Source organism: Pseudomonas sp. St316, assembly GCF_018325905.1.
GTDB lineage: Bacteria > Pseudomonadota > Gammaproteobacteria > Pseudomonadales > Pseudomonadaceae > Aquipseudomonas.
The window spans coordinates 6,095,177-6,119,431 of the sequence record NZ_AP021901.1; the positions used below are offsets into that span (position 1 = coordinate 6,095,177).

The window sequence follows — 24,255 nt, forward strand, 5'->3', positions numbered from 1 at the left end:
CCTGTCGATTCGCTGGGGCGATTACTTGCGGATCGGCTTACGCGGACCTTTACGGGTACGCGCGTTGGTCTTGGTACGCTGACCGCGTACTGGCAGACCACGACGATGACGCAGACCGCGATAGCAACCGAGGTCCATCAAGCGCTTGATTTTCATGTTGATTTCGCGACGCAGGTCACCTTCAGTGGTGAACTTCGCCACTTCGCCACGCAGCTGTTCAATCTGCTCGTCGCTCAGATCTTTGATCTTTGCCGCTGGGTTGACCCCAGTCACTGCACAAATTTTCTGTGCAGTAGTGCGACCAACACCATAGATGTAGGTCAGCGAGATAACAGTATGCTTGTTATCTGGAATGTTGACGCCTGCAATACGGGCCATTCAGTGGGACTCCAATTGACAGCTACCTACGCCCCGGAAGCCAAGAAATAGGGCGCGAGATAATATCGCTGTAATAACAAATAATCAACCCGGCAGCGCACTAGCTGCCGGGCTTAAAGCACAATCACACTCAGCCTTGGCGCTGTTTGTGACGCGGTTCCGCGCTGCAAATTACCCGAACAACACCTTCGCGGCGAATAATCTTGCAGTTGCGGCACAGCTTTTTCACCGATGCACGAACTTTCATCACCAACTCCTCGAACCTTATGGACGCTACTCAGCGCAACATGCCGCTGCCGTAGCCCTTCAGGTTGGCTTTCTTCATCAGGGATTCGTACTGGTGCGAAACGAGGTGCGATTGTACTTGGGACATGAAGTCCATCACAACCACGACCACGATCAGCAACGAGGTCCCGCCAAGGTAGAACGGTACGTTTGCCGCAACCACCAGGAACTGGGGCAACAGACAGACGGCCGTCATGTAAAGAGCACCGAACATGGTCAAGCGAGTCAGAACGCCATCAATGTAGCGCGCAGACTGCTCACCTGGACGGATGCCCGGAATAAAGGCACCGGACTTCTTCAGGTTTTCCGCTACGTCTTTCGGATTGAACATCAACGCCGTATAGAAGAAGCAGAAGAAAATAATCCCTGCACTAAACAGCAGAATATTCAACGGCTGACCAGGAGCGATCGACTGCGAGATGTCCTGCAACCAGCCCATACCTTCAGACTGGCCGAACCAGGCACCCAACGAAGCCGGGAACAGCAGGATGCTGCTCGCGAAAATAGCCGGAATTACGCCGGCCATGTTCACCTTCAACGGCAAGTGGCTAGTCTGCGCAGCAAACACCTTGCGGCCCTGCTGACGCTTGGCGTAGTGAACAGCAATACGACGCTGACCACGCTCAATGAACACCACGAAACCGATAATCGCTACTGCCAGCAGACCGATGGCAACCAGGGCGAAAATGTTGATATCACCCTGACGCGCAGACTCGAAAGACTGCCCGATCGCTCTCGGAAGACCGGCGACGATACCTGCGAAGATCAACATCGAGATACCGTTGCCAACACCACGCTCAGTAATCTGCTCACCCAGCCACATCATGAACATCGCGCCCGCCACAAAAGTGGTTACCGCAACGAAATGAAAGCTGAAGTCAGCAGTGAACGAAACGCCCTGCCCCGCCAAGCCGATGGACATGCCAATGGCTTGAACGAGAGCGAGGACGACAGTGCCGTAGCGGGTGTACTGGCTGATCTTGCGACGGCCAGCTTCACCTTCCTTCTTCAACTGCTCCAGTTGCGGGCTGACGGCGCTCATCAATTGCATGATGATCGATGCCGAAATGTACGGCATGATCCCCAGTGCAAAGATGCTCATCCGCTCCAGCGCGCCGCCGGAAAACATGTTGAACAAGCTAAGAATGGTCCCCTCATTCTGTCGAAACAGGTCCGCGAGTCGGTCCGGGTTGATACCTGGAACCGGGATGTGTGCGCCTATTCGGTAGACGATAATCGCCAGGAACAGAAAACGCAGACGAGCCCAGAGTTCAGACATACCGCCTTTGCCGAGCGCAGAGAGAGCACCTTGCTTAGCCATTTATTCCTCGAACTTGCCGCCAGCTGCTTCGATAGCCGCACGCGCACCTTTGGTGGCGCCGATTCCCTTTCCGATGGTGACAGCACGAGCAACTTCGCCCGACAGCATGATTTTCACACGCTGAACGTTCTGGTTGATCACGTTGGCATCCTTCAGGGACTGCACGGTGACGATATCGCCGTCCACTTTGGCCAGCTCGGACAGACGCACTTCTGCGCGGTCCATGGCTTTCAGGGAAACGAAACCGAACTTCGGCAGGCGACGATGCAGCGGCTGTTGACCGCCTTCAAAGCCTGGAGCAATGGTGCCACCGGAGCGGGAGGTCTGACCTTTGTGGCCACGGCCACCGGTCTTGCCCAAACCACTACCGATACCACGGCCCGGACGATGCTTTTCGCGACGGGAACCCGGCGCTGGACTCAGATCATTGAGTTTCATCGATTAACCCTCGACACGCAGCATGTAGTAAGCCTTGTTGATCATCCCGCGATTCTCGGGAGTATCCAGGACTTCTACAGTGTGACCGATGCGACGCAGACCCAAACCCTTAACGCACAATCTGTGGTTAGGGATGCGGCCGGTCATGCTTTTGATCAGCGTAACTTTTACGGTAGCCATGATCAGAAGATCTCCTTGACGCTTTTGCCACGCTTGGCGGCAATGGATTCAGGAGACTGCATTGCTTTCAAACCCTTGAAAGTGGCGTGGACCACGTTTACCGGGTTAGTCGAGCCGTAGCACTTGGCCAGAACGTTCTGAACGCCAGCAACTTCGAGGACAGCACGCATAGCGCCGCCAGCGATGATACCGGTACCTTCAGAAGCAGGCTGCATGTACACCTTCGAAGCGCCATGGGCAGACTTCATTGCGTACTGCAGAGTGGTGCCGTTCAGATCAACCTGGATCATGTTGCGGCGAGCAGCTTCCATTGCCTTCTGGATCGCAGCAGGCACTTCACGCGACTTGCCACGGCCGAAGCCAACACGGCCTTTACCATCACCCACTACGGTCAACGCAGTGAAAGTGAAGATACGGCCGCCTTTAACGGTTTTGGCTACGCGGTTAACTTGAACCAGCTTCTCGATGTAGCCTTCGTCGCGCTTTTGGTCGTTATTTGACATAACTTAGAACTCCAGCCCAGCTTCACGAGCAGCATCAGCCAGCGCCTTGACGCGGCCGTGGTACTTGAAGCCAGAGCGGTCGAAAGCCACCTGCGAGACGCCAGCGGCTTTTGCACGCGTAGCGACCAGCTGGCCAACCTTAGTGGCCGCGTCGATGTTGCCAGTGGCGCCATCACGCAGTTCTTTATCCAAAGTCGAGGCACTTGCCAGGACTTTGTTGCCGTCGGCCGAAATGACCTGGGCGTAGATGTGCTGCGACGAGCGGAACACGCAGAGACGCACGACTTCGAGTTCGTGCATTTTCAGGCGTGCTTTGCGAGCGCGACGCAGTCGAGTAACTTTTTTGTCGGTCATTTGCTATGCCCTACTTCTTCTTGGCTTCTTTACGACGGACGACTTCGTCCGCGTAGCGCACACCTTTGCCTTTGTACGGCTCTGGTGGACGGAAGTCGCGGATCTCGGCGGCCACTTGACCTACCAGCTGCTTGTCGATGCCCTTGATCAGGATATCGGTCTGGCTAGGAGTCTCAGCGGTGATGCCTTCCGGCAGTTCATAATCCACTGGGTGCGAGAAGCCAAGAGCCAGGTTCAGCACTGTGCCTTTTGCTTGCGCTTTGTAACCAACACCGACCAGCTGGAGCTTGCGCTCGAAGCCTTGGCTTACGCCTTGGACCATGTTGTTTACCAACGCACGAGTGGTACCAGCCATTGCGCGAGTCTGTTGATCGCCATTGCGAGCAGCGAAACGCAGCTCACCAGCTTCTTCAACGATCTCAACGGACGAATGGATGTTCAGTTGCAGAGTGCCCTTGGCACCCTTCACCGAAAGCTGTTGGCCTGCGAATTTGACTTCGACACCGGCTGGCAGCTTAACGGGGTTCTTAGCGACGCGTGACATGCTTATCCCCCCTTAGAACACAGTGCAAAGAACTTCGCCGCCGACACCGGCAGCGCGCGCAGCACGATCCGTCATCACACCTTTGTTGGTGGAGACGATAGACACACCGAGACCGCCACGAACTTTTGGCAGATCATCGACGGACTTGTACTGACGCAGGCCTGGACGGCTAACGCGCTTCACTTCCTCGATGACCGGACGGCCTTCGAAGTACTTCAGCTCGATGGACAGCAGAGGTTTGATTTCGCTGCTGATCTGATAACCCGCAATGTAACCTTCGTCCTTCAGGACTTTGGCAACAGCTACCTTCAAAGTAGAAGATGGCATGCTTACGACGGACTTTTCAGCCATCTGGGCATTACGGATACGAGTTAGCATGTCCGCTAACGGGTCCTGCATACTCATGGGCTAGACGCTCCTAATACACAAAAAATTAGCCTTTCGGCTAGTACGTGTCGCCGAGCGCATCCGTGCAATAAAAACACGGGCTCAGGCGAGCCGGGTATTCTAGACACACCCCACAAATGAATCAAGCCCCAATAGGGGCTTGATTCAAGTTCAAGGTCACCGACGGTCAGGATCTTGCGATCCCGAACGTCGCGACTTTGACAGTGCTTACCAGCTGGCTTTAACCAGACCTGGAACGTCACCACGCATTGCAGCTTGACGCAGCATGTTACGGCCGAGGCCGAACTTGCGGTACACGCCGTGCGGACGACCAGTCAGGCGGCAGCGGTTACGCATGCGCGAGGCGCTTGCATCACGTGGCTGCTTCTGCAGGGCTACGGTAGCTTCCCAACGCGCTTCTGGACTTGCGTTCAGATCAACGATGATAGCTTTCAGCGCTGCACGCTTGGTGGCGTACTTGGCAACGGTGAGCTGACGCTTCAGCTCACGGTTCTTCATGCTCTTCTTGGCCATTTTCCTACTCCAATCAGTTGCGGAACGGGAATTTGAAAGCGCGCAGCAGTGCGCGACCTTCGTCATCCGTCCGAGCAGTGGTGGTCAGGGTAATGTCCAGACCGCGGAGAGCATCGATCTTGTCGTAATCGATTTCCGGGAAAATGATCTGCTCTTTAACGCCCATGCTGTAGTTGCCACGACCATCGAAGGACTTGGCATTCAGGCCGCGGAAGTCGCGAACCCGAGGCAGGGAGATCGACAGCAGACGATCCAGGAACTCGTACATACGCTCACGGCGCAGGGTCACTTTGACGCCGATCGGCCAACCTTCACGGACTTTAAAGCCAGCGATGGATTTCCGAGCGTAAGTCACAACGACTTTCTGACCGGTGATCTTTTCCAGGTCAGCAACAGCGTGCTCGATGACTTTTTTGTCGCCGATCGCTTCGCCCAGACCCATGTTCAGGGTGATTTTGGTAACGCGCGGAACTTCCATCACGTTCGAAAGCTTAAGTTCTTCCTTAAGTTTCGGTGCGATTTCCTTCCGGTAAATCTCTTTTAGTCGTGCCATGGTCTTCTACCTAGCAGTGTTCAAGCATCAACCGCTTTTTGGGTCGACTTGAAGACACGAATTTTCTTACCGTCTTCTACTTTGAAACCAACGCGGTCAGCCTTGTTGGTTTCGCCGTTGAAGATGGCGACGTTGGAAGCGTGCAGTGGCGCTTCTTTCTCGACGATACCGCCCTGTACGCCCGACATCGGGTTAGGCTTGGTATGACGCTTGACCAGGTTCAGACCACCAACAACCAGACGGTTGTCAGCAAGAACCTTCAGCACCTTACCGCGCTTACCTTTGTCTTTGCCGGCGATCACGATGATCTCGTCGTCACGACGAATCTTTTGCATGTCGGATCTCCTTACAGCACTTCTGGGGCGAGCGAGACGATCTTCATGAACTTCTCAGTACGAAGTTCACGGGTCACTGGCCCAAAGATACGGGTGCCGATCGGCTCTTGCTTGTTGTTCAACAGAACAGCAGCGTTGCCATCAAAGCGGATGATGGAGCCGTCAGCACGACGGACGCCATGGCGAGTGCGGACTACAACAGCAGTCATCACTTGGCCTTTTTTCACCTTACCGCGAGGAATTGCTTCCTTGACGGTAACTTTGATGATGTCACCGATACCAGCGTAACGACGATGGGAGCCACCCAGCACCTTGATGCACATAACACGGCGAGCGCCGCTGTTATCGGCCACATCGAGCATGGATTGAGTCTGAATCATATAATTTCTCCGACCCCTAGTCCTTAGACTTCCACAGCGCGTTCGAGAACATCAACCAGCGCCCAAGACTTGGTCTTGGCCAAAGGACGAGTTTCACGAATAGTGACTTTGTCGCCGATGTGGCACTGATTGGTTTCGTCGTGCGCGTGCAGCTTAGTCGAACGCTTAACGTATTTACCGTAGATCGGGTGCTTAACGCGACGCTCGATCAGAACGGTGATGGTTTTGTCCATCTTGTCGCTGACAACACGGCCAGTCAGCGTACGGACAGTTTTTTCGGCTTCAGCCATGATTACTTACCTGCCTGCTGGTTGAGCACAGTTTTCACGCGAGCGATGTCACGCTTAACTTGCGAGAGCAGATGAGACTGCCCCAACTGGCCAGTTGCTTTCTGCATACGCAGATTGAACTGGTCGCGCAGCAGGCCGAGCAGTTGCTCGTTCAGCTGCTGTGCTGATTTTTCACGAAGTTCATTCGCTTTCATCACATCACCGTCCGTTTAACAAAGGAGGTGGCGAGCGGCAGCTTTGCAGCAGCCAGGGCGAAAGCCTCACGCGCCAGCTCTTCAGAAACACCCTCGATTTCATACAGGACTTTACCTGGCTGAATCTGGGCAACCCAGTACTCCACGTTACCCTTACCTTTACCCATCCGAACTTCGAGTGGCTTCTTGGTGACAGGCTTGTCCGGGAATACACGGATCCAGATCTTGCCGCCACGTTTTACGTGACGGGTCAGAGCACGACGCGCTGACTCGATCTGACGAGCGGTGAGACGACCACGAGCAACAGACTTCAGCGCGAACTCGCCGAAGCTGACTTTGCTACCGCGCAATGCCAGGCCACGGTTGTGACCGGTCATTTGCTTGCGGAACTTCGTACGCTTTGGTTGCAACATTTGGCGTACCCCTTACTTAGCAGCTTTTTTACGAGGCGCTGGTGCTTGTGGCTTCAGTTCTTCTTGGCGACCACCAATTACTTCGCCTTTGAAGATCCAAACCTTTACACCGATCACACCGTAGGTGGTGTGAGCTTCGTAGTTGGCATAGTCGATGTCGGCACGCAGGGTGTGCAGTGGCACACGACCTTCGCGATACCATTCAGTACGTGCGATTTCAGCACCGCCGAGACGACCGCTCACTTGGATTTTGATGCCTTTGGCACCAATGCGCATTGCGTTCTGTACAGCGCGCTTCATAGCGCGACGGAACATTACGCGACGCTCCAGCTGCTGAGCTACGCTCTGCGCAACCAGCATACCGTCGAGCTCCGGCTTGCGGATCTCTTCGATATTGATGTGCACAGGCACACCCATTTGCTTGGTCAGGTCCTGACGCAGCTTCTCAACATCTTCACCTTTCTTCCCGATAACGATACCTGGACGAGCGGTGTGGATGGTGATACGTGCAGTCTGCGCCGGACGATGGATATCGATACGGCTTACGGACGCGCTTTTTAGTTTGTCTTGGAGATACTCACGCACCTTCAGATCAGCGAACAAGTAGTCCGCATAAGTCCGACCGTCTGCGTACCAGACGGAGGTGTGCTCCTTGACGATTCCCAGGCGAATGCCAATGGGATGTACTTTCTGACCCATCTCTTCGACTCCGTTACTTGTCAGCAACCTTGACAGTGATATGGCAAGACCGCTTGACGATGCGATCAGCACGGCCTTTGGCACGTGGCATGATGCGCTTCAGCGAACGCCCTTCGTTGACGAAAACGGTGCTGACCTTCAGGTCATCAACGTCTGCGCCTTCGTTATGCTCGGCGTTGGCTACGGCCGACTCCAGCACTTTCTTCATGATCTCGGCGGCTTTCTTACTGCTGAAAGCCAACAGGTTGAGCGCTTCGCCCACCTTCTTCCCGCGGATCTGGTCGGCGACCAAGCGGGCTTTCTGGGCGGAGATTCGAGCGCCCGACAACTTAGCGGCTACTTCCATTTCCTAACCCCTTAACGCTTGGCTTTCTTGTCTGCCACGTGCCCGCGATAAGTGCGGGTACCGGCGAACTCGCCCAGTTTGTGGCCGACCATGTCTTCGTTCACGAGAACTGGGACGTGTTGGCGACCGTTGTGTACTGCGATGGTCAAACCGACCATTTGTGGCAGGATCATCGAACGACGCGACCAGGTCTTAACTGGTTTGCGATCGTTCTTTTCCGCCGCCACTTCGATCTTCTTCAGTAGGTGAAGATCAATAAAAGGACCTTTTTTCAGAGAACGTGGCACTGTCGTATCCCTCTATTTACTTGCGACGACGGACGATCATTTTGTCGGTACGCTTATTACCACGAGTCTTCGCGCCCTTAGTCGGGAAGCCCCATGGCGATACCGGATGACGACCACCAGAGGTACGACCTTCACCACCACCATGTGGGTGGTCAACCGGGTTCATGGCAACACCACGAACGGTTGGGCGAACGCCACGCCAGCGCTTGGCACCAGCTTTACCCAACGAACGCAGGCTGTGCTCGGAGTTCGAGACTTCGCCCAGGGTCGCACGGCATTCAGCCAGTACTTTACGCATCTCACCAGAACGCAGACGCAGGGTCACGTAGACACCTTCACGAGCGATCAGCTGAGCCGAAGCACCAGCGGAACGAGCGATCTGTGCGCCTTTACCTGGCTTCAATTCGATGCCGTGTACGGTGCTACCAACTGGAATGTTACGCAGTTGCAGAGCGTTGCCCGGCTTGATCGGTGCCAGGGCACCTGCGATCAGCTGGTCGCCAGCACTCACGCCTTTAGGGGCGATGATGTAGCGACGCTCGCCATCTGCGTACAGCAGCAGAGCGATGTGAGCAGTACGGTTTGGATCGTATTCGATACGCTCGACGGTGGCAGCGATGCCATCCTTGTCGTTGCGACGGAAGTCGACCAGACGATAATGCTGCTTATGACCACCACCGATGTGACGAGTGGTAATACGGCCATTGTTGTTACGACCACCAGACTTCGATTTTTTCTCGAGCAGCGGTGCGTGAGGAGCGCCTTTATGCAGCTCCTGGTTGACCACCTTGACCACAAAACGGCGGCCAGGGGAAGTCGGTTTGCATTTAACGATTGCCATGATGCACCCCTTCCTTACTCAGCACTGCTGCTGAAATCGAGATCTTGGCCTGGCTGAAGGGAGATAACTGCCTTCTTCCAGTCATTACGCTTGCCCAGACCGCGAGCAGTGCGCTTGCTTTTACCCAGAACATTCAGGGTCGTCACGCGCTCTACTTTCACGCTGAACAGGCTTTCGACGGCCTTCTTGATTTCCAGCTTGGTTGCGTCGGTAGCAACCTTGAAAACGAACTGGCCTTTCTTGTCTGCCAGAACCGTAGCCTTCTCGGAAACGTGCGGGCCAAGCAGAACTTTAAATACGCGTTCCTGGTTCATCCCAGCAGCTCCTCGAATTTCTTCACGGCCGACACGGTGATCAACACCTTGTCGTATGCGATCAGACTGACCGGATCGGAACCCTGCACGTCACGAACGTCGACGTGTGGCAGGTTGCGAGCAGCCAGGTACAGGTTCTGATCAACAGCGTCAGACACGATCAGGACGTCAGTCAGGCCCATGCCGTTCAGCTTGTTCAGCAGATCTTTGGTTTTCGGTGCTTCAACAGCGAAGTCCTGAACCACGACCAGACGATCAGTACGCACCAGCTCAGCAAGGATGGAACGCATTGCTGCGCGATACATCTTCTTGTTCAGCTTCTGGGAGTGATCCTGAGGACGAGCTGCGAAAGTCGTACCGCCGCCACGCCAGATTGGGCTACGGATAGTACCGGCACGAGCACGGCCAGTACCTTTCTGACGCCATGGGCGCTTGCCGCCACCGGAAACGTCGGAACGGGTCTTTTGCTGCTTGCTACCTTGACGGCCGCCAGCCATGTAGGCCACGACTGCTTGGTGAACCAGCGTCTCGTTGAATTCGCCGCCAAATGTCAGTTCGGAAACTTCGATCGCTTGAGCGTCATTTACATTTAATTGCATGTCAGCTTCCCCTTAACCGCGAGCCTTGGCTGCTGGACGTACAACCAAGTTGCCGCCAGTAGCGCCAGGAACAGCGCCCTTGACCAACAACAGATTGCGTTCAGCGTCCACGCGCACTACTTCGAGGGACTGCACGGTCACGCGCTCAGCGCCCATATGACCGGACATTTTTTTGCCCTTGAATACACGACCAGGAGTCTGGCACTGGCCGATAGAGCCTGGAACGCGGTGGGATACGGAGTTACCGTGGGTGTTATCTTGCCCGCGGAAGTTCCAACGCTTGATCGTACCCTGGAAGCCTTTACCCTTGGACTGACCGGTTACATCAACCAGTTGACCAGCGGCGAAGATTTCAGCGTTGATCAGATCGCCGGCCTGGTACTCGCCTTCTTCAAGACGGAATTCCATTACGGTACGACCAGCGGCAACGTTCGCCTTGGCGAAGTGGCCAGCCTGAGCTGCTGTTACACGCGAAGCGCGACGCTCGCCGACAGTGACTTGCACTGCACGATAGCCATCGGTCTCTTCAGTTTTGAACTGGGTGACGCGATTCGGCTCGATCTCAATGACCGTGACCGGAATGGAGACACCTTCTTCGGTGAAAATACGGGTCATACCGCATTTACGACCGACTACACCAATAGTCATGTTGTAAACCTCATGAGTGTACGGGGCTTTCACCCGCTATGGCCGCCCATTTCAGAGCGTTACACGACTAAGACCGAGTCTTAGCCGAGGCTGATCTGCACTTCCACACCGGCCGCAAGATCAAGCTTCATAAGTGCATCAACGGTTTTATCCGTTGGCTGGACGATGTCCAGAACGCGCTTATGAGTACGGATCTCGTACTGGTCACGCGCGTCTTTGTTGACGTGCGGGGAGACCAGAACGGTGAACCGCTCTTTACGGGTAGGCAGTGGAATTGGACCACGCACTTGAGCACCAGTACGTTTCGCGGTTTCCACGATTTCCTGGGTGGATTGGTCGATCAGGCGATGGTCAAAAGCCTTCAACCTGATACGGATTTGCTGATTTTGCATTGGATTTCAGACTCCGGCTGCTATTCCCACCGGGCGCAATACGCCCGTTAAAAGGAGGCGCAATTCTATAGACGCCCCCGATAGGTGTCAACCCAATAAAAAAGCCCCCGCTAAGCGGAGGCTTTTTCAACTCATCAAAGCTGACTCTAAAAAGAGCTTACTCGATGATTTTGGCTACGACGCCAGCGCCGACGGTACGACCGCCTTCACGGATAGCGAAACGCAGACCGTCTTCCATCGCGATGGTTTTGATCAAGGTGACAACCATTTTGATGTTGTCGCCTGGCATTACCATTTCAACGCCTTCCGGCAGTTCGCAGTTACCGGTCACGTCAGTGGTCCGGAAGTAGAACTGTGGACGGTAGCCTTTGAAGAACGGAGTGTGACGACCGCCTTCTTCTTTGCTCAGAACGTACACTTCAGCTTCGAACTTGGTGTGCGGCTTAACCGAACCTGGCTTGACCAGAACCTGGCCACGCTCAACGTCGTCACGCTTGGTACCACGCAGCAGAACGCCGCAGTTCTCGCCAGCACGACCTTCGTCGAGCAGCTTACGGAACATTTCAACACCGGTGCAGGTGGTGACGGTGGTGTCACGCAGACCAACGATTTCCAGTGGATCCTGAACCTTGACGATACCGCGCTCGATACGGCCAGTTACAACAGTACCGCGACCCGAGATCGAGAACACGTCTTCGATTGGCATCAGGAATGGCTTGTCGATAACACGAACTGGCTCTGGGATGTAGCTGTCCAGAGTTTCTACCAGACGCTTAACAGCGGTGGTACCCATTTCGTTGTCGTCTTGGCCGTTCAGAGCCATCAGAGCCGAACCGATGATGATCGGAGTGTCGTCACCCGGGAAGTCGTAAGTGCTCAGCAGGTCGCGCACTTCCATCTCAACCAGTTCCAGCAGCTCAGCGTCGTCAACCATGTCAGCCTTGTTCAGGAAGACAACGATGTACGGAACGCCTACCTGACGGGACAGCAGGATGTGTTCACGGGTTTGTGGCATCGGACCATCAGCAGCCGAGCAAACCAGGATCGCGCCGTCCATCTGGGCAGCACCGGTGATCATGTTCTTCACGTAGTCAGCGTGACCTGGGCAGTCAACGTGAGCGTAGTGACGAATCGAAGAGTTGTACTCAACGTGCGCGGTGTTGATGGTGATACCACGAGCCTTTTCTTCCGGGGCGCTGTCGATTTTGTCGAAAGCGACAACGGCCGAACCGAAAACTTCGGAGCAGACGCGAGTCAGAGCAGCAGTCAGAGTGGTTTTACCATGGTCAACGTGACCAATGGTGCCAACGTTGACGTGCGGTAGGGAACGATCAAATTTTTCTTTAGCCACGACAATTAACTCCTTGCCTAAAGGACTGAATCAGCCTTGTTTTTTGGTAACAGTCTCGACGATATGCGACGGAGCTGTATTGTATTTTTTGAATTCCATAGAGTAGCTTGCGCGACCCTGAGACATGGAACGAACGTCGGTCGCGTAACCGAACATTTCACCCAACGGAACCTCAGCACGAATTACCTTGCCGGAAACCGTATCTTCCATACCCAGAATCATGCCACGACGACGGTTAAGGTCGCCCATGACATCACCCATGTAGTCTTCAGGCGTAACGACCTCTACCGCCATGATTGGCTCAAGCAACTCACCACCGCCCTTCTGGGCCAGTTGCTTGGTAGCCATGGAAGCAGCCACCTTAAACGCCATCTCGTTGGAGTCGACGTCATGGTAAGAACCATCGAACACGGTCGCCTTCAGGCCGATCAGCGGATAGCCGGCAACAACGCCGTTCTTCATCTGCTCTTCGATACCCTTCTGGATCGCCGGGATGTATTCCTTAGGAACCACACCACCTACGACTTCGTTCACGAATTGCAGACCTTCCTGACCTTCGTCAGCAGGAGCAAAACGGATCCAGCAGTGGCCGAACTGGCCACGACCGCCGGACTGGCGAACGAACTTACCTTCGATTTCACAGTTCTTCGTGATGCGCTCACGATAGGAAACCTGAGGCTTACCGATGTTGGCTTCGACGTTGAACTCACGGCGCATCCGGTCAACCAGGATGTCCAGGTGCAGCTCGCCCATGCCAGAGATGATCGTTTGACCAGTCTCTTCATCAGTCTTGACGCGGAAAGACGGGTCTTCCTGAGCAAGCTTGCCCAGAGCGATACCCATTTTTTCCTGGTCGTCCTTGGTTTTTGGCTCAACGGCAACCGAAATAACCGGCTCCGGGAAGTCCATGCGAACCAGGATGATTGGCTTGTCGCCGTTGCACAAAGTCTCACCAGTGGTGACATCCTTCATGCCGATCAAGGCCGCGATGTCGCCAGCGCGCACTTCCTTGATCTCTTCGCGGGCGTTTGCGTGCATTTGCACCATACGACCAACGCGCTCTTTCTTGCCTTTTACCGAGTTGATCACGCCGTCGCCGGAGTTCAACACGCCCGAGTAAACACGGACAAAGGTCAAGGTACCCACGAATGGGTCGGTAGCGATCTTGAACGCCAGAGCCGAGAACGGCTCGTTGTCGTCTGCATGACGCTCCAGCTCGACAGTCTCGTCATCCGGGTCGGTACCCTTGATGGCTGGAATGTCGGTTGGCGCAGGCAGGAAGTCGATAACGGCGTCGAGAACCAGGGGAACACCCTTGTTCTTGAAGGAAGAACCGCAAACAGCCAGGACGATCTCACCAGCGATAGTACGCTGACGCAGAGCAGCCTTGATTTCCTCGTTGGTGAGCTCTTCACCCTCGAGGTACTTGTTCATCAGCTCTTCGTTGGCTTCGGCCGCAGCCTCAACCATGTTGCCACGCCACTTCTCGGCTTCTTCCAGCAACTCTGCAGGGATGTCCTTGCGAACAGGAACCATACCCTTGTCAGCATCATTCCAGTAGACCGCTTGCATGTTGATCAGATCGATCTGACCCTGGAAGTTGTCTTCGGAACCGATAGCCAGCTGGATCGGCACCGGAGTGTGACCCAGACGCTGCTTGATCTGAGCGATCACGCGCAGGAAGTTGGCGCCAGCACGGTCCATCTTGTTCACATAAACAAGACGTGGAACGCCGTATTTGTTGGCCTGACGCCATACGGTTTCCGACTGAGGCTCAACACCCGAGGTGCCGCAGAACACAACCACAGCGCCGTCGAGTACACGCAGGGAACGTTCAACTTCAATAGTGAAGTCTACGTGACCCGGGGTGTCGATAACGTTGAAGCGGTGCTCATCCTTGTACTGCTTCTCGGAACCCTTCCAGAAGGCGGTAATGGCAGCAGAAGTAATGGTAATACCACGCTCCTGCTCCTGCACCATCCAGTCGGTGGTCGCGGCGCCGTCATGCACCTCGCCCATCTTGTGACTTTTGCCGGTGTAAAAAAGGACGCGCTCGGTGGTGGTGGTTTTACCAGCATCCACGTGAGCGACGATACCGATGTTACGGTAGCGGTTAATCGGTGTAGTACGAGCCATAAAGCCCTCGCAAATTGAGTGACGCTAAAATTAGAAGCGGTAGTGCGAGAAAGCCTTGTTGGCTTCAGCCATACGGTGCACGTCTTCACGCTTCTTAACTGCAGCACCTTTACCTTCAGCAGCGTCCAACAGTTCGCCAGCCAAACGCAGAGCCATAGACTTCTCGCCGCGCTTGCGGGCGAAGTCTACCAACCAGCGCATTGCCAGGGCGTTACGACGGGACGGACGAACTTCGACCGGAACCTGGTAAGTAGCACCGCCTACACGGCGCGACTTCACTTCGACCAGCGGAGCGATGGCGTCGAGAGCTTTCTCGAAGATTTCCAGGGGATCGCTGTTCTTGCGTTCCTTAACTTTGTCCAGTGCGCCATAAACGATACGCTCGGCAACGGCTTTCTTGCCGCTTTCCATTACGTGGTTCATGAACTTGGCGAGAATCTGGCTTCCGTATTTCGGATCGTCCAGAATCTCACGTTTGGCTGCTACGCGACGTCTTGGCATTGATAAGCCCTCAAACGGTCTTCAGGTTAGCCCGGGACAGCTAATGCGTGCCCGACCTTACTCTTATCGACTCAATAAAATGAAAAACTGTAAAACGGCCGATTATTTCGGACGCTTGGTACCGTACTTCGAGCGACCCTGGTTACGACCTTTAACGCCGGAGGTATCCAAAGAACCGCGAACGGTGTGGTAACGAACACCTGGCAAGTCTTTTACACGACCGCCGCGGATCAGGACCACGCTGTGCTCTTGCAGGTTGTGGCCTTCACCGCCGATGTACGAGGAAACCTCGAAACCGTTGGTCAGACGCACACGGCATACTTTACGCAGTGCCGAGTTAGGTTTTTTCGGCGTGGTGGTATACACACGGGTGCATACGCCACGACGTTGCGGGCAGTTCTGCAGCGCAGGCACGTCGGATTTCTCGACGATACGCTTACGCGGCTGACGTACCAGCTGGTTGATAGTTGCCATCTACTAGCTCCACTGTTGTCTTGCGACGCTATTGTCTTACAAGAAAAGCAAAATGGCAGGAACGAATTCCCGCCAAATTTAGGGGATCAAGATTCTAAAGAGGATCTTGCTCCCAGTCAAGGCAAGGCCCCGACCTCCCCGCCCGCCGGATCTCGACTTTTTGTCTCGATCCGGCGGGCGGGGTGACCAGGGCCAGGCACTTAATTACCGCAGAACTCAGTTACCGCTCGAGTTCAGTGCTTCGGTCAGTGCAGCTTCCACTTCACTGGCGCTTACGCGCAACGGCTTGTCTGCTTCGCGGCGACGCTTGCGTTCGCTGTGATAGGCCAAACCGGTACCGGCCGGGATCAGACGACCCACGACCACGTTTTCTTTCAGGCCGCGCAGGTAATCGCGCTTGCCGGTTACCGCCGCTTCGGTCAGTACACGGGTGGTTTCCTGGAAGGAAGCCGCCGAGATGAACGATTCGGTGGACAACGACGCCTTGGTGATACCCAGCAGCACGCGGGTGAACTTGGAGACAAACTTGTCGTCCGCGCCCAAACGCTCGTTTTCCACCAGTACGTGAGTCAGTTCCATCTGGTCGCCCTTGATGAAACTGGAGTCGCCGGATTCAGCGATTTCAACTTTACGCAGCATCTGACGCAGGATGGTCTCGATGTGCTTGTCGTTGATCTTCACGCCTTGCAGGCGGTAAACGTCCTGGATCTCGTTCACGATGTACTTGGCCAGCGCACTCACACCCAGCAGACGCAGGATATCGTGCGGGTCGCTTGGGCCGTCGGAGATCACTTCGCCGCGGTTTACCTGTTCGCCTTCGAAGACGTTCAGGTGGCGCCACTTTGGAATCAGCTCTTCGTACGGATCAGTGCCGTCGTTCGGGGTAATGACCAGACGACGCTTGCCCTTGGTCTCTTTGCCGAACGCGATGGTGCCGCTGACTTCAGCCAGAATCGAGGCTTCTTTCGGACGACGCGCTTCGAACAAGTCAGCAACGCGTGGCAGACCACCGGTGATGTCACGGGTCTTCGACGTTTCTTGCGGGATACGCGCGATAACGTCACCGATCGCGATCTTCGCACCATCCGCAACACCGACCAGGGCGTTGGCTGGCAGGAAGTACTGAGCGATTACGTCAGTGCCTGGCAGCAACAGATCCTTGCCGTTGTCGTCGACCATCTTCACGGCAGGACGGATGTCTTTACCAGCAGCTGGACGATCTTTGGCGTCGAGTACTTCAATGTTGGTCATACCGGTCAATTCGTCGGTCTGACGCTTGATCGTGATGCCTTCTTCCATGCCCACGTAGGTCACGGTACCTTTCATTTCGGTAACGATCGGGTGAGTGTGCGGATCCCACTTGGCCACGATAGCGCCAGCGTCGACCTTGTCACCTTCCTTCACCGAAATCACGGCACCATACGGCAGCTTGTAACGCTCGCGCTCACGACCGAAGTCATCAGCGATCGCCAGCTCACCGGAACGGGACACCGCTACCAGGTGACCATCAACACGCTCAACGTGCTTCAGGTTGTGCAGACGGACGGTACCGCCATTCTTCACCTGAACGCTGTCGGCCGCGGAGGTCCGGCTTGCCGCACCACCGATGTGGAACGTACGCATCGTCAGCTGGGTACCCGGCTCACCGATGGACTGGGCAGCGATAACGCCGACCGCTTCACCGATGTTCACCTGATGACCACGAGCCAGGTCGCGACCGTAGCACTTGGCGCAGATGCCGTAGCGAGTTTCGCAGCTGATCGGCGAACGTACGATCACTTCGTCGATGCTGTTGAGTTCAATGAACTCGACCCACTTCTCGTCCACCAGGGTACCGGCAGGAACGATGACGTCCTCGGTACCTGGCTTGAATACGTCACGGGCGATGACACGACCCAATACGCGCTCACCCAATGGCTCTACAACGTCACCGCCTTCAATGTGCGGAGTCATCAGCAAGCCATGTTCGGTGCCGCAATCGATCTCGGTCACGACCAGATCCTGGGCAACGTCTACCAGACGACGAGTCAGGTAACCGGAGTTCGCCGTTTTCAACGCGGTATCCGCAAGACCCTTACGAGCACCGTGAGTGGAGATGAAGTACTGGAGTACGCTCAAACCTTCACGGAAGTTCGCGGTAATCGGGGTCTCGATGATGGAGCCGTCCGGCTTGGCCATCAGGCCACGCATACCGGCGAGCTGACGGATCTGCGCAGCAGAACCCCGTGCGCCCGAGTCGGCCATCATGTACATCGAGTTGAACGATTCCTGGTCGACTTCGTTGCCATGACGGTCGATGACTTTCTCTTTCGAGAGGTTGGCCATCATCGCCTTGGAAACTTCGTCGTTCGCCTTGGACCAGAGGTCGATCACCTTGTTGTACTTCTCGCCCTGGGTTACCAGGCCGGAGGCGTACTGACTTTCGATCTCTTTCACTTCTTCGGTGGCAGCACCGATGATGCGGGCTTTTTCATCCGGGATAACGAAGTCGTTAACACCGATGGAAACGCCGGAAATGGTCGAATAGGCAAAACCGGTGTACATCAACTGGTCAGCGAAGATCACGGTCTCTTTCAGACCAACCACGCGGTAGCACTGGTTGATCAGCTTGGAGATCGCCTTTTTCTTCATCGGCAGGTTGACGACGTCGAAGGACAGACCTTTTGGCACAACCTGGAACAACAGCGCACGGCCGACGGTAGTGTCGACGATACGAGTGTTGGTCACGCTGCCGCCGTCACGATCGTTCACGGTTTCGTTGATCCGCACCTTGACCTTGGCGTGCAGTGCGGCTTCGCCGGCACGGAACACACGGTCAACTTCCTGCAGATCCGCGAACACACGACCTTCGCCCTTGGCGTTGATCGCTTCACGCGTCATGTAGTACAGACCCAATACAACGTCCTGCGACGGAACGATGATTGGCTCACCGTTGGCTGGCGACAGGATGTTGTTGGTCGACATCATCAACGCACGCGCTTCGAGCTGGGCTTCCAGCGTCAGCGGTACGTGCACGGCCATTTGGTCGCCGTCGAAGTCGGCGTTGTACGCAGCACAGACCAGCGGGTGCAGCTGGATAGCCTTACCTTCGATCAGTACCGGTTCAAACGCCTGGATACCCAGACGGTGAAGGGTCGGTGCACGGTTGAGCAGCACTGGGTGTTCGCGAATCACTTCAGCGAGAACGTCCCAGACCTCTGGCAGCTCGCGCTCGACCATTTTCTTGGCGGCTTTGATGGTGGTCGCGAGACCACGCATTTCCAGCTTGCCGAAAATGAACGGCTTGAACAGCTCCAGAGCCATTTTCTTAGGCAGACCGCACTGGTGCAGACGCAGGGTCGGGCCTACGGTAATTACCGAACGACCGGAGTAGTCAACACGCTTACCGAGCAAGTTCTGACGGAAACGACCCTGCTTACCCTTGATCATGTCAGCCAGGGATTTCAGAGGACGCTTGTTGGAACCGGTGATAGCGCGGCCACGACGACCGTTGTCGAGCAGTGCGTCGACCGCTTCCTGCAACATACGCTTTTCGTTGCGCACGATGATGTCCGGAGCGGACAGATCAAGCAGGCGCTTCAAGCGGTTGTTACGGTTGATCACTCGACGATACAGGTCGTTGAGGTCGGAAGTCGCGAAACGACCGCCATCGAGCGGAACCAGTGGACGCAGGTCTGGCGGCAGAACCGGCAGAACGGTCAGCACCATCCACTCTGGCAGGTTGCCGGAGCCCTGGAAGGCCTCCATCAACTTCAGACGCTTGGACAGCTTCTTGATCTTGGTTTCGGAGTTGGTTTGCGGAATTTCTTCGCGCAGACGGCCAATCTCGTGCTCCAGGTCGATAGCGTGCAGCAGCTCACGGACAGCTTCGGCACCCATGCGGGCATCGAAATCGTCGCCGAACTCTTCCAGCGCTTCGAAGTACTGCTCGTCGTTGAGCAGCTGACCTTTTTCAAGGGTGGTCATGCCTGGATCGATAACGACATAGCTCTCGAAGTAGAGAACGCGTTCGATATCACGCAGGGTCATGTCCATCAGCAGGCCGATACGCGACGGCAGCGATTTCAGGAACCAGATGTGGGCAACTGGCGAGGCCAGCTCGATGTGCGCCATGCGCTCACGACGAACTTTTGCCAGTGCGACTTCAACGCCGCACTTCTCGCAGATAACACCACGGTGCTTCAAGCGCTTGTACTTACCGCACAGGCACTCGTAATCCTTGACCGGGCCAAAGATCTTGGCGCAGAACAGGCCGTCACGCTCGGGTTTGAACGTACGGTAGTTGATGGTTTCCGGCTTTTTAACTTCACCGAACGACCACGAACGGATCATCTCAGGCGAGGCCAATCCAATACGGATGGCGTCGAACTCTTCGACTTGACCCTGGTTTTTCAGCAAATTCAGTAGGTCTTTCAAGGCCTTTCCTCCTGGCGGAGCAGAGAGCGGGCAAGACAGCCCCGCTCTCGATTCGCGTCACGTGTTATTCGGTTTCCAGATCGATATCGATGCCGAGGGAACGAATTTCCTTGATCAACACGTTGAAAGACTCGGGCATGCCCGGCTCCATACGGTGATCGCCGTCCACGATGTTTTTGTACATCTTGGTCCGGCCGTTCACATCGTCCGACTTCACTGTGAGCATTTCTTGCAGAGTGTATGCAGCACCGTACGCTTCCAGTGCCCAGACCTCCATCTCCCCGAAACGCTGACCACCGAACTGCGCCTTACCACCCAGCGGCTGCTGGGTAACCAGGCTGTAAGAACCGGTAGAACGAGCGTGCATCTTGTCGTCTACCAAGTGGTTCAGCTTCAGCATGTACATGTAGCCAACGGTAACCGGGCGCTCGAACTTGTTGCCGGTACGGCCGTCGAACAGCTGCATCTGGCCGCTTTCTGGCAGGTCTGCCAGTTTCAGCATGGCCTTGATTTCGCTTTCCTTGGCACCGTCGAACACCGGGGTCGCCATTGGAACGCCGCCGCGCAGGTTCTTCGCCAAGTCCAGGATTTCCTGGTCGGTGAAGGTGTCCAGCTCTTCGTTGCGTCCGCCGATCTCGTTGTAGATCTCGTGCAGGAACTTACGCAGGTCAGCGACCTTGCGCTGCTCTTCGATCATACGGTTGATCTTCTCGCCCAGACCTTTGGCCGCGAGGCCCAGGTGGGTTTCAAGGATCTGACCAACGTTCATACGCGAAGGTACGCCCAACGGGTTGAGGACCACATCGACCGGGGTGCCATTGGCATCGTGCGGCATGTCTTCAACCGGCATGATCACGGAGACCACACCCTTGTTACCGTGACGACCGGCCATCTTGTCGCCCGGCTGGATGCGACGACGGATTGCCAGGTAAACCTTGACGATTTTCAGCACGCCTGGAGCCAGGTCATCGCCCTGCTGCAGTTTGCGCTTCTTGTCTTCGAACTTGTCGTCCAGCAGACGGCGGCGATCAACGATATAGGCCTGGGCCTTCTCGAGCTGCTCGTTCAGAGCATCTTCAGCCATGCGCAGTTTGAACCACTGGCCATGCTCAAGACCGTCGAGAACTTCGTCGGTGATTTCCTGACCTTTCTTCAGGCCGGCGCCGCCTTCGGCCTTGTGGCCGACCAGAGCGGAGCGCAGACGCTCGAAAGTTGCGCCTTCGACGATACGGAACTCTTCGTTCAGGTCCTTGCGGATCTCGTCGAGTTGAGTCTTCTCGATCGACAGTGCACGAGCATCACGCTCAACGCCGTCACGGGTGAAGACCTGTACGTCGATAACGGTACCCTTGGTGCCGGTAGGCACGCGCAGGGAGGTGTCTTTAACGTCGCTGGCTTTTTCACCGAAGATGGCACGCAGCAGTTTTTCTTCCGGAGTCAGCTGGGTCTCGCCTTTCGGAGTGACCTTACCGACCAGGATGTCGCCTGCGCCTACTTCAGCACCTACGTAAACGATACCGGCTTCGTCCAGCTTGTTCAGTGCAGCTTCACCCACGTTCGGGATGTCTGCAGTGATTTCCTCTGGGCCAAGCTTGGTGTCACGGGCCACACAGGTCAGTTCCTGGATGTGGATCGTGGTGAAGCGATCTTCCTGAACAACACGCTCGGACAGGCAGATGGAGTCTTCGAAGTTGAAGCCGTTCCATGCCATGAACGCGATGCGCATGTTCTGACCCAACGCCAGCTCACCCATATCGGTGGACGGACCGTCGGCCATGATGTCGCTGCGCTGAACCCGATCACCCTTGCTCACCAGCGGACGCTGGTTGATGCAGGTGTTCTGGTTGGAGCGGGTGTATTTGGTCAGGTTGTAGATGTCGACACCGGCTTCGCCAGTTTCAACTTCGTCATCGGCAACACGAACCACGATACGGCTGGCGTCGACGGAGTCGATCACGCCACCACGACGAGCCACGACGCAAACGCCGGAGTCACGGGCAACGTTACGCTCCATGCCGGTACCTACCAGCGGCTTGTCGGCACGCAGGGTTGGTACAGCTTGACGCTGCATGTTCGAACCCATCAACGCACGGTTGGCGTCATCGTGCTCGAGGAACGGGATCAGCGACGCTGCAACCGAAACTACCTGCTTGGGCGATACGTCCATCAGGGTGACGTCTTCCGGCGCCTTGACGGTGAACTCGTTCAAGTGACGAACAGCTACCAGCTCGTCGATCAGGACCTTCTTGTCGTTCATCGTGGCCGAAGCCTGGGCGATCACGTGATCAGCTTCTTCGATGGCGGACAGGAACACGATCTCGTCGGTAACCAGGGCGTCTTTCACCACACGGTACGGGCTCTCGAGGAAGCCGTACTGGTTGGTGCGCGCATAGGCAGCCAGGGAGTTGATCAGGCCGATGTTCGGACCTTCCGGCGTTTCGATCGGGCATACACGACCGTAGTGCGTCGGGTGTACGTCACGAACTTCGAAGCCTGCACGCTCACGGGTCAGACCGCCCGGGCCGAGCGCGGAGACACGACGCTTGTGGGTGATCTCGGACAACGGGTTGTTCTGGTCCATGAACTGGGACAGCTGGCTGGAACCGAAGAACTCCTTCACCGCCGCAGCCACAGGCTTGGCGTTGATCAGGTCTTGCGGCATCAGGCCTTCGCTTTCAGCCATCGACAGACGTTCCTTGACCGCACGCTCTACGCGCACCAGGCCAACACGGAACTGGTTCTCGGCCATCTCGCCTACACAGCGAACACGACGGTTACCCAGGTGGTCGATGTCGTCGACGATGCCCTTGCCGTTACGGATGTCGACCAGGGTCTTGAGGACAGCAACGATGTCGTCCTTGTTCAGTACACCCGAACCTTCGATTTCGGTACGACCGATACGACGGTTGAACTTCATCCGGCCGACCGCAGACAGGTCATAGCGCTCAGGGCTGAAGAACAGGTTGTTGAACAGGGTCTCGGCGGCATCCTTGGTTGGCGGCTCGCCAGGACGCATCATACGATAGATCTCGACCAGGGCTTCCAGCTGGTTGCCGGTGGAGTCGATCTTCAGGGTGTCGGAGATGAACGGACCGCAGTCGATGTCGTTGGTGTACAACGTCTCGATGCGAACGACCTGGGCCTTGGCGATTTTTGCCAGGATCTCGGTGTTCAGCTCGGTGTTGCACTCCGCCAGGATTTCGCCGGTGGCCGGATGCACGATGACCTTGGCCGTAGTGCGACCCAGGACGTAGTCCAGAGGCACCTGCAGCTCTTTGATCCCGGCTTTTTCCAGCTGGTTGATGTGGCGAGCAGTGATACGACGACCCTGCTCGACAATAACCTTGCCTTTGTCATCCAGGATATCGAGGACAGCGATTTCACCGCGCAGGCGCTGAGGCACCAGTTCCAGGCTGAGGTTTTCACCTTGCACATGGAAAACGTTGGTGGTGTAGAACGCGTCCAGCACTTCTTCGGTGGTATAGCCGAGCGCGCGCAGCAGTACCGATGCAGGCAGCTTGCGACGACGGTCGATACGCACGAATACGCAGTCTTTCGGGTCGAACTCGAAGTCCAACCACGAACCGCGGTAAGGAATGATGCGCGCGGAGTAAAGCAGTTTGCCGGAGCTGTGCGTCTTGCCACGGTCGTGGTCGAAGAACACGCCCGGAGAACGGTGCAGCTGGGAAACGATTACACGCTCGGTACCATTGATTACGAAGGTACCGTTCTCAGTCATCAGGGGGATTTCACCCATGTAGACTTCTTGCTCTTTGATGTCCTTGATCGCTTTGTTCGACGATTCTTTGTCGAAAATGATCAGGCGCACTTTTACCCGCAAAGGTACGGCGTAAGTCACACCGCGCAATACGCATTCTTTGACATCAAATGCCGGTTCGCCCAGGCGATAACCGACGTACTCCAGCGCAGCATTGCCGGAGTAGCTGATGATCGGGAAAACGGATTTGAAGGCCGCATGCAGGCCCACGTCGCGGAACTGATCTTTAGTCGCTCCCGCTTGCAAGAATTCACGATACGAATCCAGCTGGATGGCCAGGAGGTACGGCACATCCATGACGTCCGGCAACTTGCTAAAGTCCTTGCGGATACGTTTTTTCTCAGTATATGAGTAAGCCATCAGCGTTCCCCAGCTTGGTCACCT

Annotated in this window: 30 protein-coding genes; all 30 read right to left on the reverse strand. The window is 55.8% G+C overall.

What is annotated here, in order from left to right; genetic code table 11:
• Window positions 1–21: 21 nt before the first annotated feature.
• Window positions 22–378, reverse strand: coding sequence for a 30S ribosomal protein S13 (gene rpsM / locus KI237_RS27150; protein ID WP_003186020.1), 357 nt, complete (start codon window positions 376–378; stop codon window positions 22–24).
• Between the two features lie 130 nt (window positions 379–508).
• Window positions 509–625, reverse strand: a complete 117-nt coding sequence (rpmJ, locus tag KI237_RS27155) for a 50S ribosomal protein L36 (protein ID WP_002555468.1) — start codon at window positions 623–625, stop codon at window positions 509–511.
• A 30-nt stretch (window positions 626–655) separates the two neighbouring features.
• Window positions 656–1,984 carry a preprotein translocase subunit SecY gene (secY, locus tag KI237_RS27160; RefSeq protein ID WP_003186029.1) on the reverse strand — a complete coding sequence of 443 codons (1,329 nt, stop codon included), beginning with the start codon at window positions 1,982–1,984 and terminating at the stop codon, window positions 656–658.
• Complete coding sequence (gene rplO, locus KI237_RS27165) at window positions 1,985–2,422, reverse strand: 50S ribosomal protein L15 (RefSeq protein ID WP_003186032.1); 438 nt, start codon at window positions 2,420–2,422, stop codon at window positions 1,985–1,987.
• A gap of 3 nt (window positions 2,423–2,425) precedes the next feature.
• Window positions 2,426–2,602, reverse strand: a complete 177-nt coding sequence (rpmD, locus tag KI237_RS27170; RefSeq protein ID WP_010438202.1) for a 50S ribosomal protein L30 — start codon at window positions 2,600–2,602, stop codon at window positions 2,426–2,428.
• Window positions 2,603–2,604: 2 nt separating this feature from the next.
• On the reverse strand, window positions 2,605–3,105 hold the full coding sequence (gene rpsE / locus KI237_RS27175) for a 30S ribosomal protein S5 (protein WP_003186035.1): 501 nt from the start codon (window positions 3,103–3,105) through the stop codon (window positions 2,605–2,607).
• A gap of 3 nt (window positions 3,106–3,108) precedes the next feature.
• On the reverse strand, window positions 3,109–3,459 hold the full coding sequence (gene rplR, locus KI237_RS27180; protein ID WP_003186037.1) for a 50S ribosomal protein L18: 351 nt from the start codon (window positions 3,457–3,459) through the stop codon (window positions 3,109–3,111).
• 10 nt (window positions 3,460–3,469) lie between these two features.
• Complete coding sequence (gene rplF, locus KI237_RS27185) at window positions 3,470–4,003, reverse strand: 50S ribosomal protein L6 (RefSeq protein WP_003186039.1); 534 nt, start codon at window positions 4,001–4,003, stop codon at window positions 3,470–3,472.
• 12 nt (window positions 4,004–4,015) lie between these two features.
• Window positions 4,016–4,408, reverse strand: coding sequence for a 30S ribosomal protein S8 (gene rpsH, locus KI237_RS27190; protein WP_003186040.1), 393 nt, complete (start codon window positions 4,406–4,408; stop codon window positions 4,016–4,018).
• Window positions 4,409–4,618: 210 nt separating this feature from the next.
• The gene (gene rpsN, locus KI237_RS27195; protein WP_003186042.1) at window positions 4,619–4,924 is read right to left on the reverse strand and encodes a 30S ribosomal protein S14; all 306 of its coding nucleotides are present in this window, start codon (window positions 4,922–4,924) and stop codon (window positions 4,619–4,621) included.
• A 13-nt stretch (window positions 4,925–4,937) separates the two neighbouring features.
• Window positions 4,938–5,477, reverse strand: coding sequence for a 50S ribosomal protein L5 (gene rplE / locus KI237_RS27200; RefSeq protein WP_003186044.1), 540 nt, complete (start codon window positions 5,475–5,477; stop codon window positions 4,938–4,940).
• Window positions 5,478–5,497: 20 nt separating this feature from the next.
• On the reverse strand, window positions 5,498–5,812 hold the full coding sequence (gene rplX, locus KI237_RS27205; RefSeq protein WP_003186046.1) for a 50S ribosomal protein L24: 315 nt from the start codon (window positions 5,810–5,812) through the stop codon (window positions 5,498–5,500).
• 11 nt (window positions 5,813–5,823) lie between these two features.
• Window positions 5,824–6,192, reverse strand: coding sequence for a 50S ribosomal protein L14 (rplN, locus tag KI237_RS27210; protein ID WP_002555479.1), 369 nt, complete (start codon window positions 6,190–6,192; stop codon window positions 5,824–5,826).
• Between the two features lie 23 nt (window positions 6,193–6,215).
• Window positions 6,216–6,482 (reverse strand): 30S ribosomal protein S17, encoded by a 267-nt coding sequence (rpsQ, locus tag KI237_RS27215; RefSeq protein ID WP_003176419.1) that lies wholly within the window; start codon window positions 6,480–6,482, stop codon window positions 6,216–6,218.
• A gap of 2 nt (window positions 6,483–6,484) precedes the next feature.
• Window positions 6,485–6,676 (reverse strand): 50S ribosomal protein L29, encoded by a 192-nt coding sequence (gene rpmC / locus KI237_RS27220; RefSeq protein ID WP_002555481.1) that lies wholly within the window; start codon window positions 6,674–6,676, stop codon window positions 6,485–6,487.
• Entirely contained in the window at window positions 6,676–7,089 is a 414-nt protein-coding gene (gene rplP, locus KI237_RS27225) for a 50S ribosomal protein L16 (protein ID WP_003186052.1), read from the reverse strand. Before rplP ends, rpmC begins: the two co-directional genes overlap by 1 nt.
• A 12-nt stretch (window positions 7,090–7,101) precedes the next feature.
• Window positions 7,102–7,788, reverse strand: coding sequence for a 30S ribosomal protein S3 (gene rpsC, locus KI237_RS27230; protein WP_003176422.1), 687 nt, complete (start codon window positions 7,786–7,788; stop codon window positions 7,102–7,104).
• A 13-nt stretch (window positions 7,789–7,801) separates the two neighbouring features.
• On the reverse strand, window positions 7,802–8,134 hold the full coding sequence (rplV, locus tag KI237_RS27235; protein ID WP_003103908.1) for a 50S ribosomal protein L22: 333 nt from the start codon (window positions 8,132–8,134) through the stop codon (window positions 7,802–7,804).
• Between the two features lie 11 nt (window positions 8,135–8,145).
• Window positions 8,146–8,421: a 30S ribosomal protein S19 gene (gene rpsS / locus KI237_RS27240; RefSeq protein WP_002555486.1), complete on the reverse strand. Its 276-nt coding sequence runs from the start codon at window positions 8,419–8,421 to the stop codon at window positions 8,146–8,148.
• 16 nt (window positions 8,422–8,437) lie between these two features.
• Window positions 8,438–9,262, reverse strand: a complete 825-nt coding sequence (gene rplB / locus KI237_RS27245) for a 50S ribosomal protein L2 (RefSeq protein ID WP_003186055.1) — start codon at window positions 9,260–9,262, stop codon at window positions 8,438–8,440.
• A gap of 14 nt (window positions 9,263–9,276) precedes the next feature.
• Window positions 9,277–9,576 carry a 50S ribosomal protein L23 gene (gene rplW, locus KI237_RS27250; RefSeq protein WP_002555488.1) on the reverse strand — a complete coding sequence of 100 codons (300 nt, stop codon included), beginning with the start codon at window positions 9,574–9,576 and terminating at the stop codon, window positions 9,277–9,279.
• On the reverse strand, window positions 9,573–10,175 hold the full coding sequence (gene rplD, locus KI237_RS27255) for a 50S ribosomal protein L4 (protein WP_003186057.1): 603 nt from the start codon (window positions 10,173–10,175) through the stop codon (window positions 9,573–9,575). Before rplD ends, rplW begins: the two co-directional genes overlap by 4 nt.
• 12 nt (window positions 10,176–10,187) lie before the next feature.
• Window positions 10,188–10,823 carry a 50S ribosomal protein L3 gene (rplC, locus tag KI237_RS27260; protein ID WP_003186059.1) on the reverse strand — a complete coding sequence of 212 codons (636 nt, stop codon included), beginning with the start codon at window positions 10,821–10,823 and terminating at the stop codon, window positions 10,188–10,190.
• A gap of 80 nt (window positions 10,824–10,903) precedes the next feature.
• The gene (gene rpsJ, locus KI237_RS27265) at window positions 10,904–11,215 is read right to left on the reverse strand and encodes a 30S ribosomal protein S10 (protein ID WP_003186070.1); all 312 of its coding nucleotides are present in this window, start codon (window positions 11,213–11,215) and stop codon (window positions 10,904–10,906) included.
• Window positions 11,216–11,372: 157 nt separating this feature from the next.
• Window positions 11,373–12,566 (reverse strand): elongation factor Tu, encoded by a 1,194-nt coding sequence (tuf, locus tag KI237_RS27270; RefSeq protein ID WP_003186071.1) that lies wholly within the window; start codon window positions 12,564–12,566, stop codon window positions 11,373–11,375.
• A gap of 30 nt (window positions 12,567–12,596) precedes the next feature.
• The gene (fusA, locus tag KI237_RS27275) at window positions 12,597–14,702 is read right to left on the reverse strand and encodes an elongation factor G (RefSeq protein ID WP_212797808.1); all 2,106 of its coding nucleotides are present in this window, start codon (window positions 14,700–14,702) and stop codon (window positions 12,597–12,599) included.
• A gap of 30 nt (window positions 14,703–14,732) precedes the next feature.
• Window positions 14,733–15,203, reverse strand: coding sequence for a 30S ribosomal protein S7 (gene rpsG / locus KI237_RS27280; protein WP_003186074.1), 471 nt, complete (start codon window positions 15,201–15,203; stop codon window positions 14,733–14,735).
• 102 nt (window positions 15,204–15,305) lie between these two features.
• Window positions 15,306–15,677 carry a 30S ribosomal protein S12 gene (gene rpsL / locus KI237_RS27285; protein WP_003186084.1) on the reverse strand — a complete coding sequence of 124 codons (372 nt, stop codon included), beginning with the start codon at window positions 15,675–15,677 and terminating at the stop codon, window positions 15,306–15,308.
• Between the two features lie 216 nt (window positions 15,678–15,893).
• Complete coding sequence (gene rpoC, locus KI237_RS27290; RefSeq protein ID WP_212797809.1) at window positions 15,894–20,093, reverse strand: DNA-directed RNA polymerase subunit beta'; 4,200 nt, start codon at window positions 20,091–20,093, stop codon at window positions 15,894–15,896.
• A 64-nt stretch (window positions 20,094–20,157) separates the two neighbouring features.
• A complete protein-coding gene (rpoB, locus tag KI237_RS27295) occupies window positions 20,158–24,231 on the reverse strand; it encodes a DNA-directed RNA polymerase subunit beta (RefSeq protein WP_212797810.1) in 4,074 nt (1,357 codons plus the stop codon).
• Window positions 24,232–24,255 lie beyond the last annotated feature (24 nt).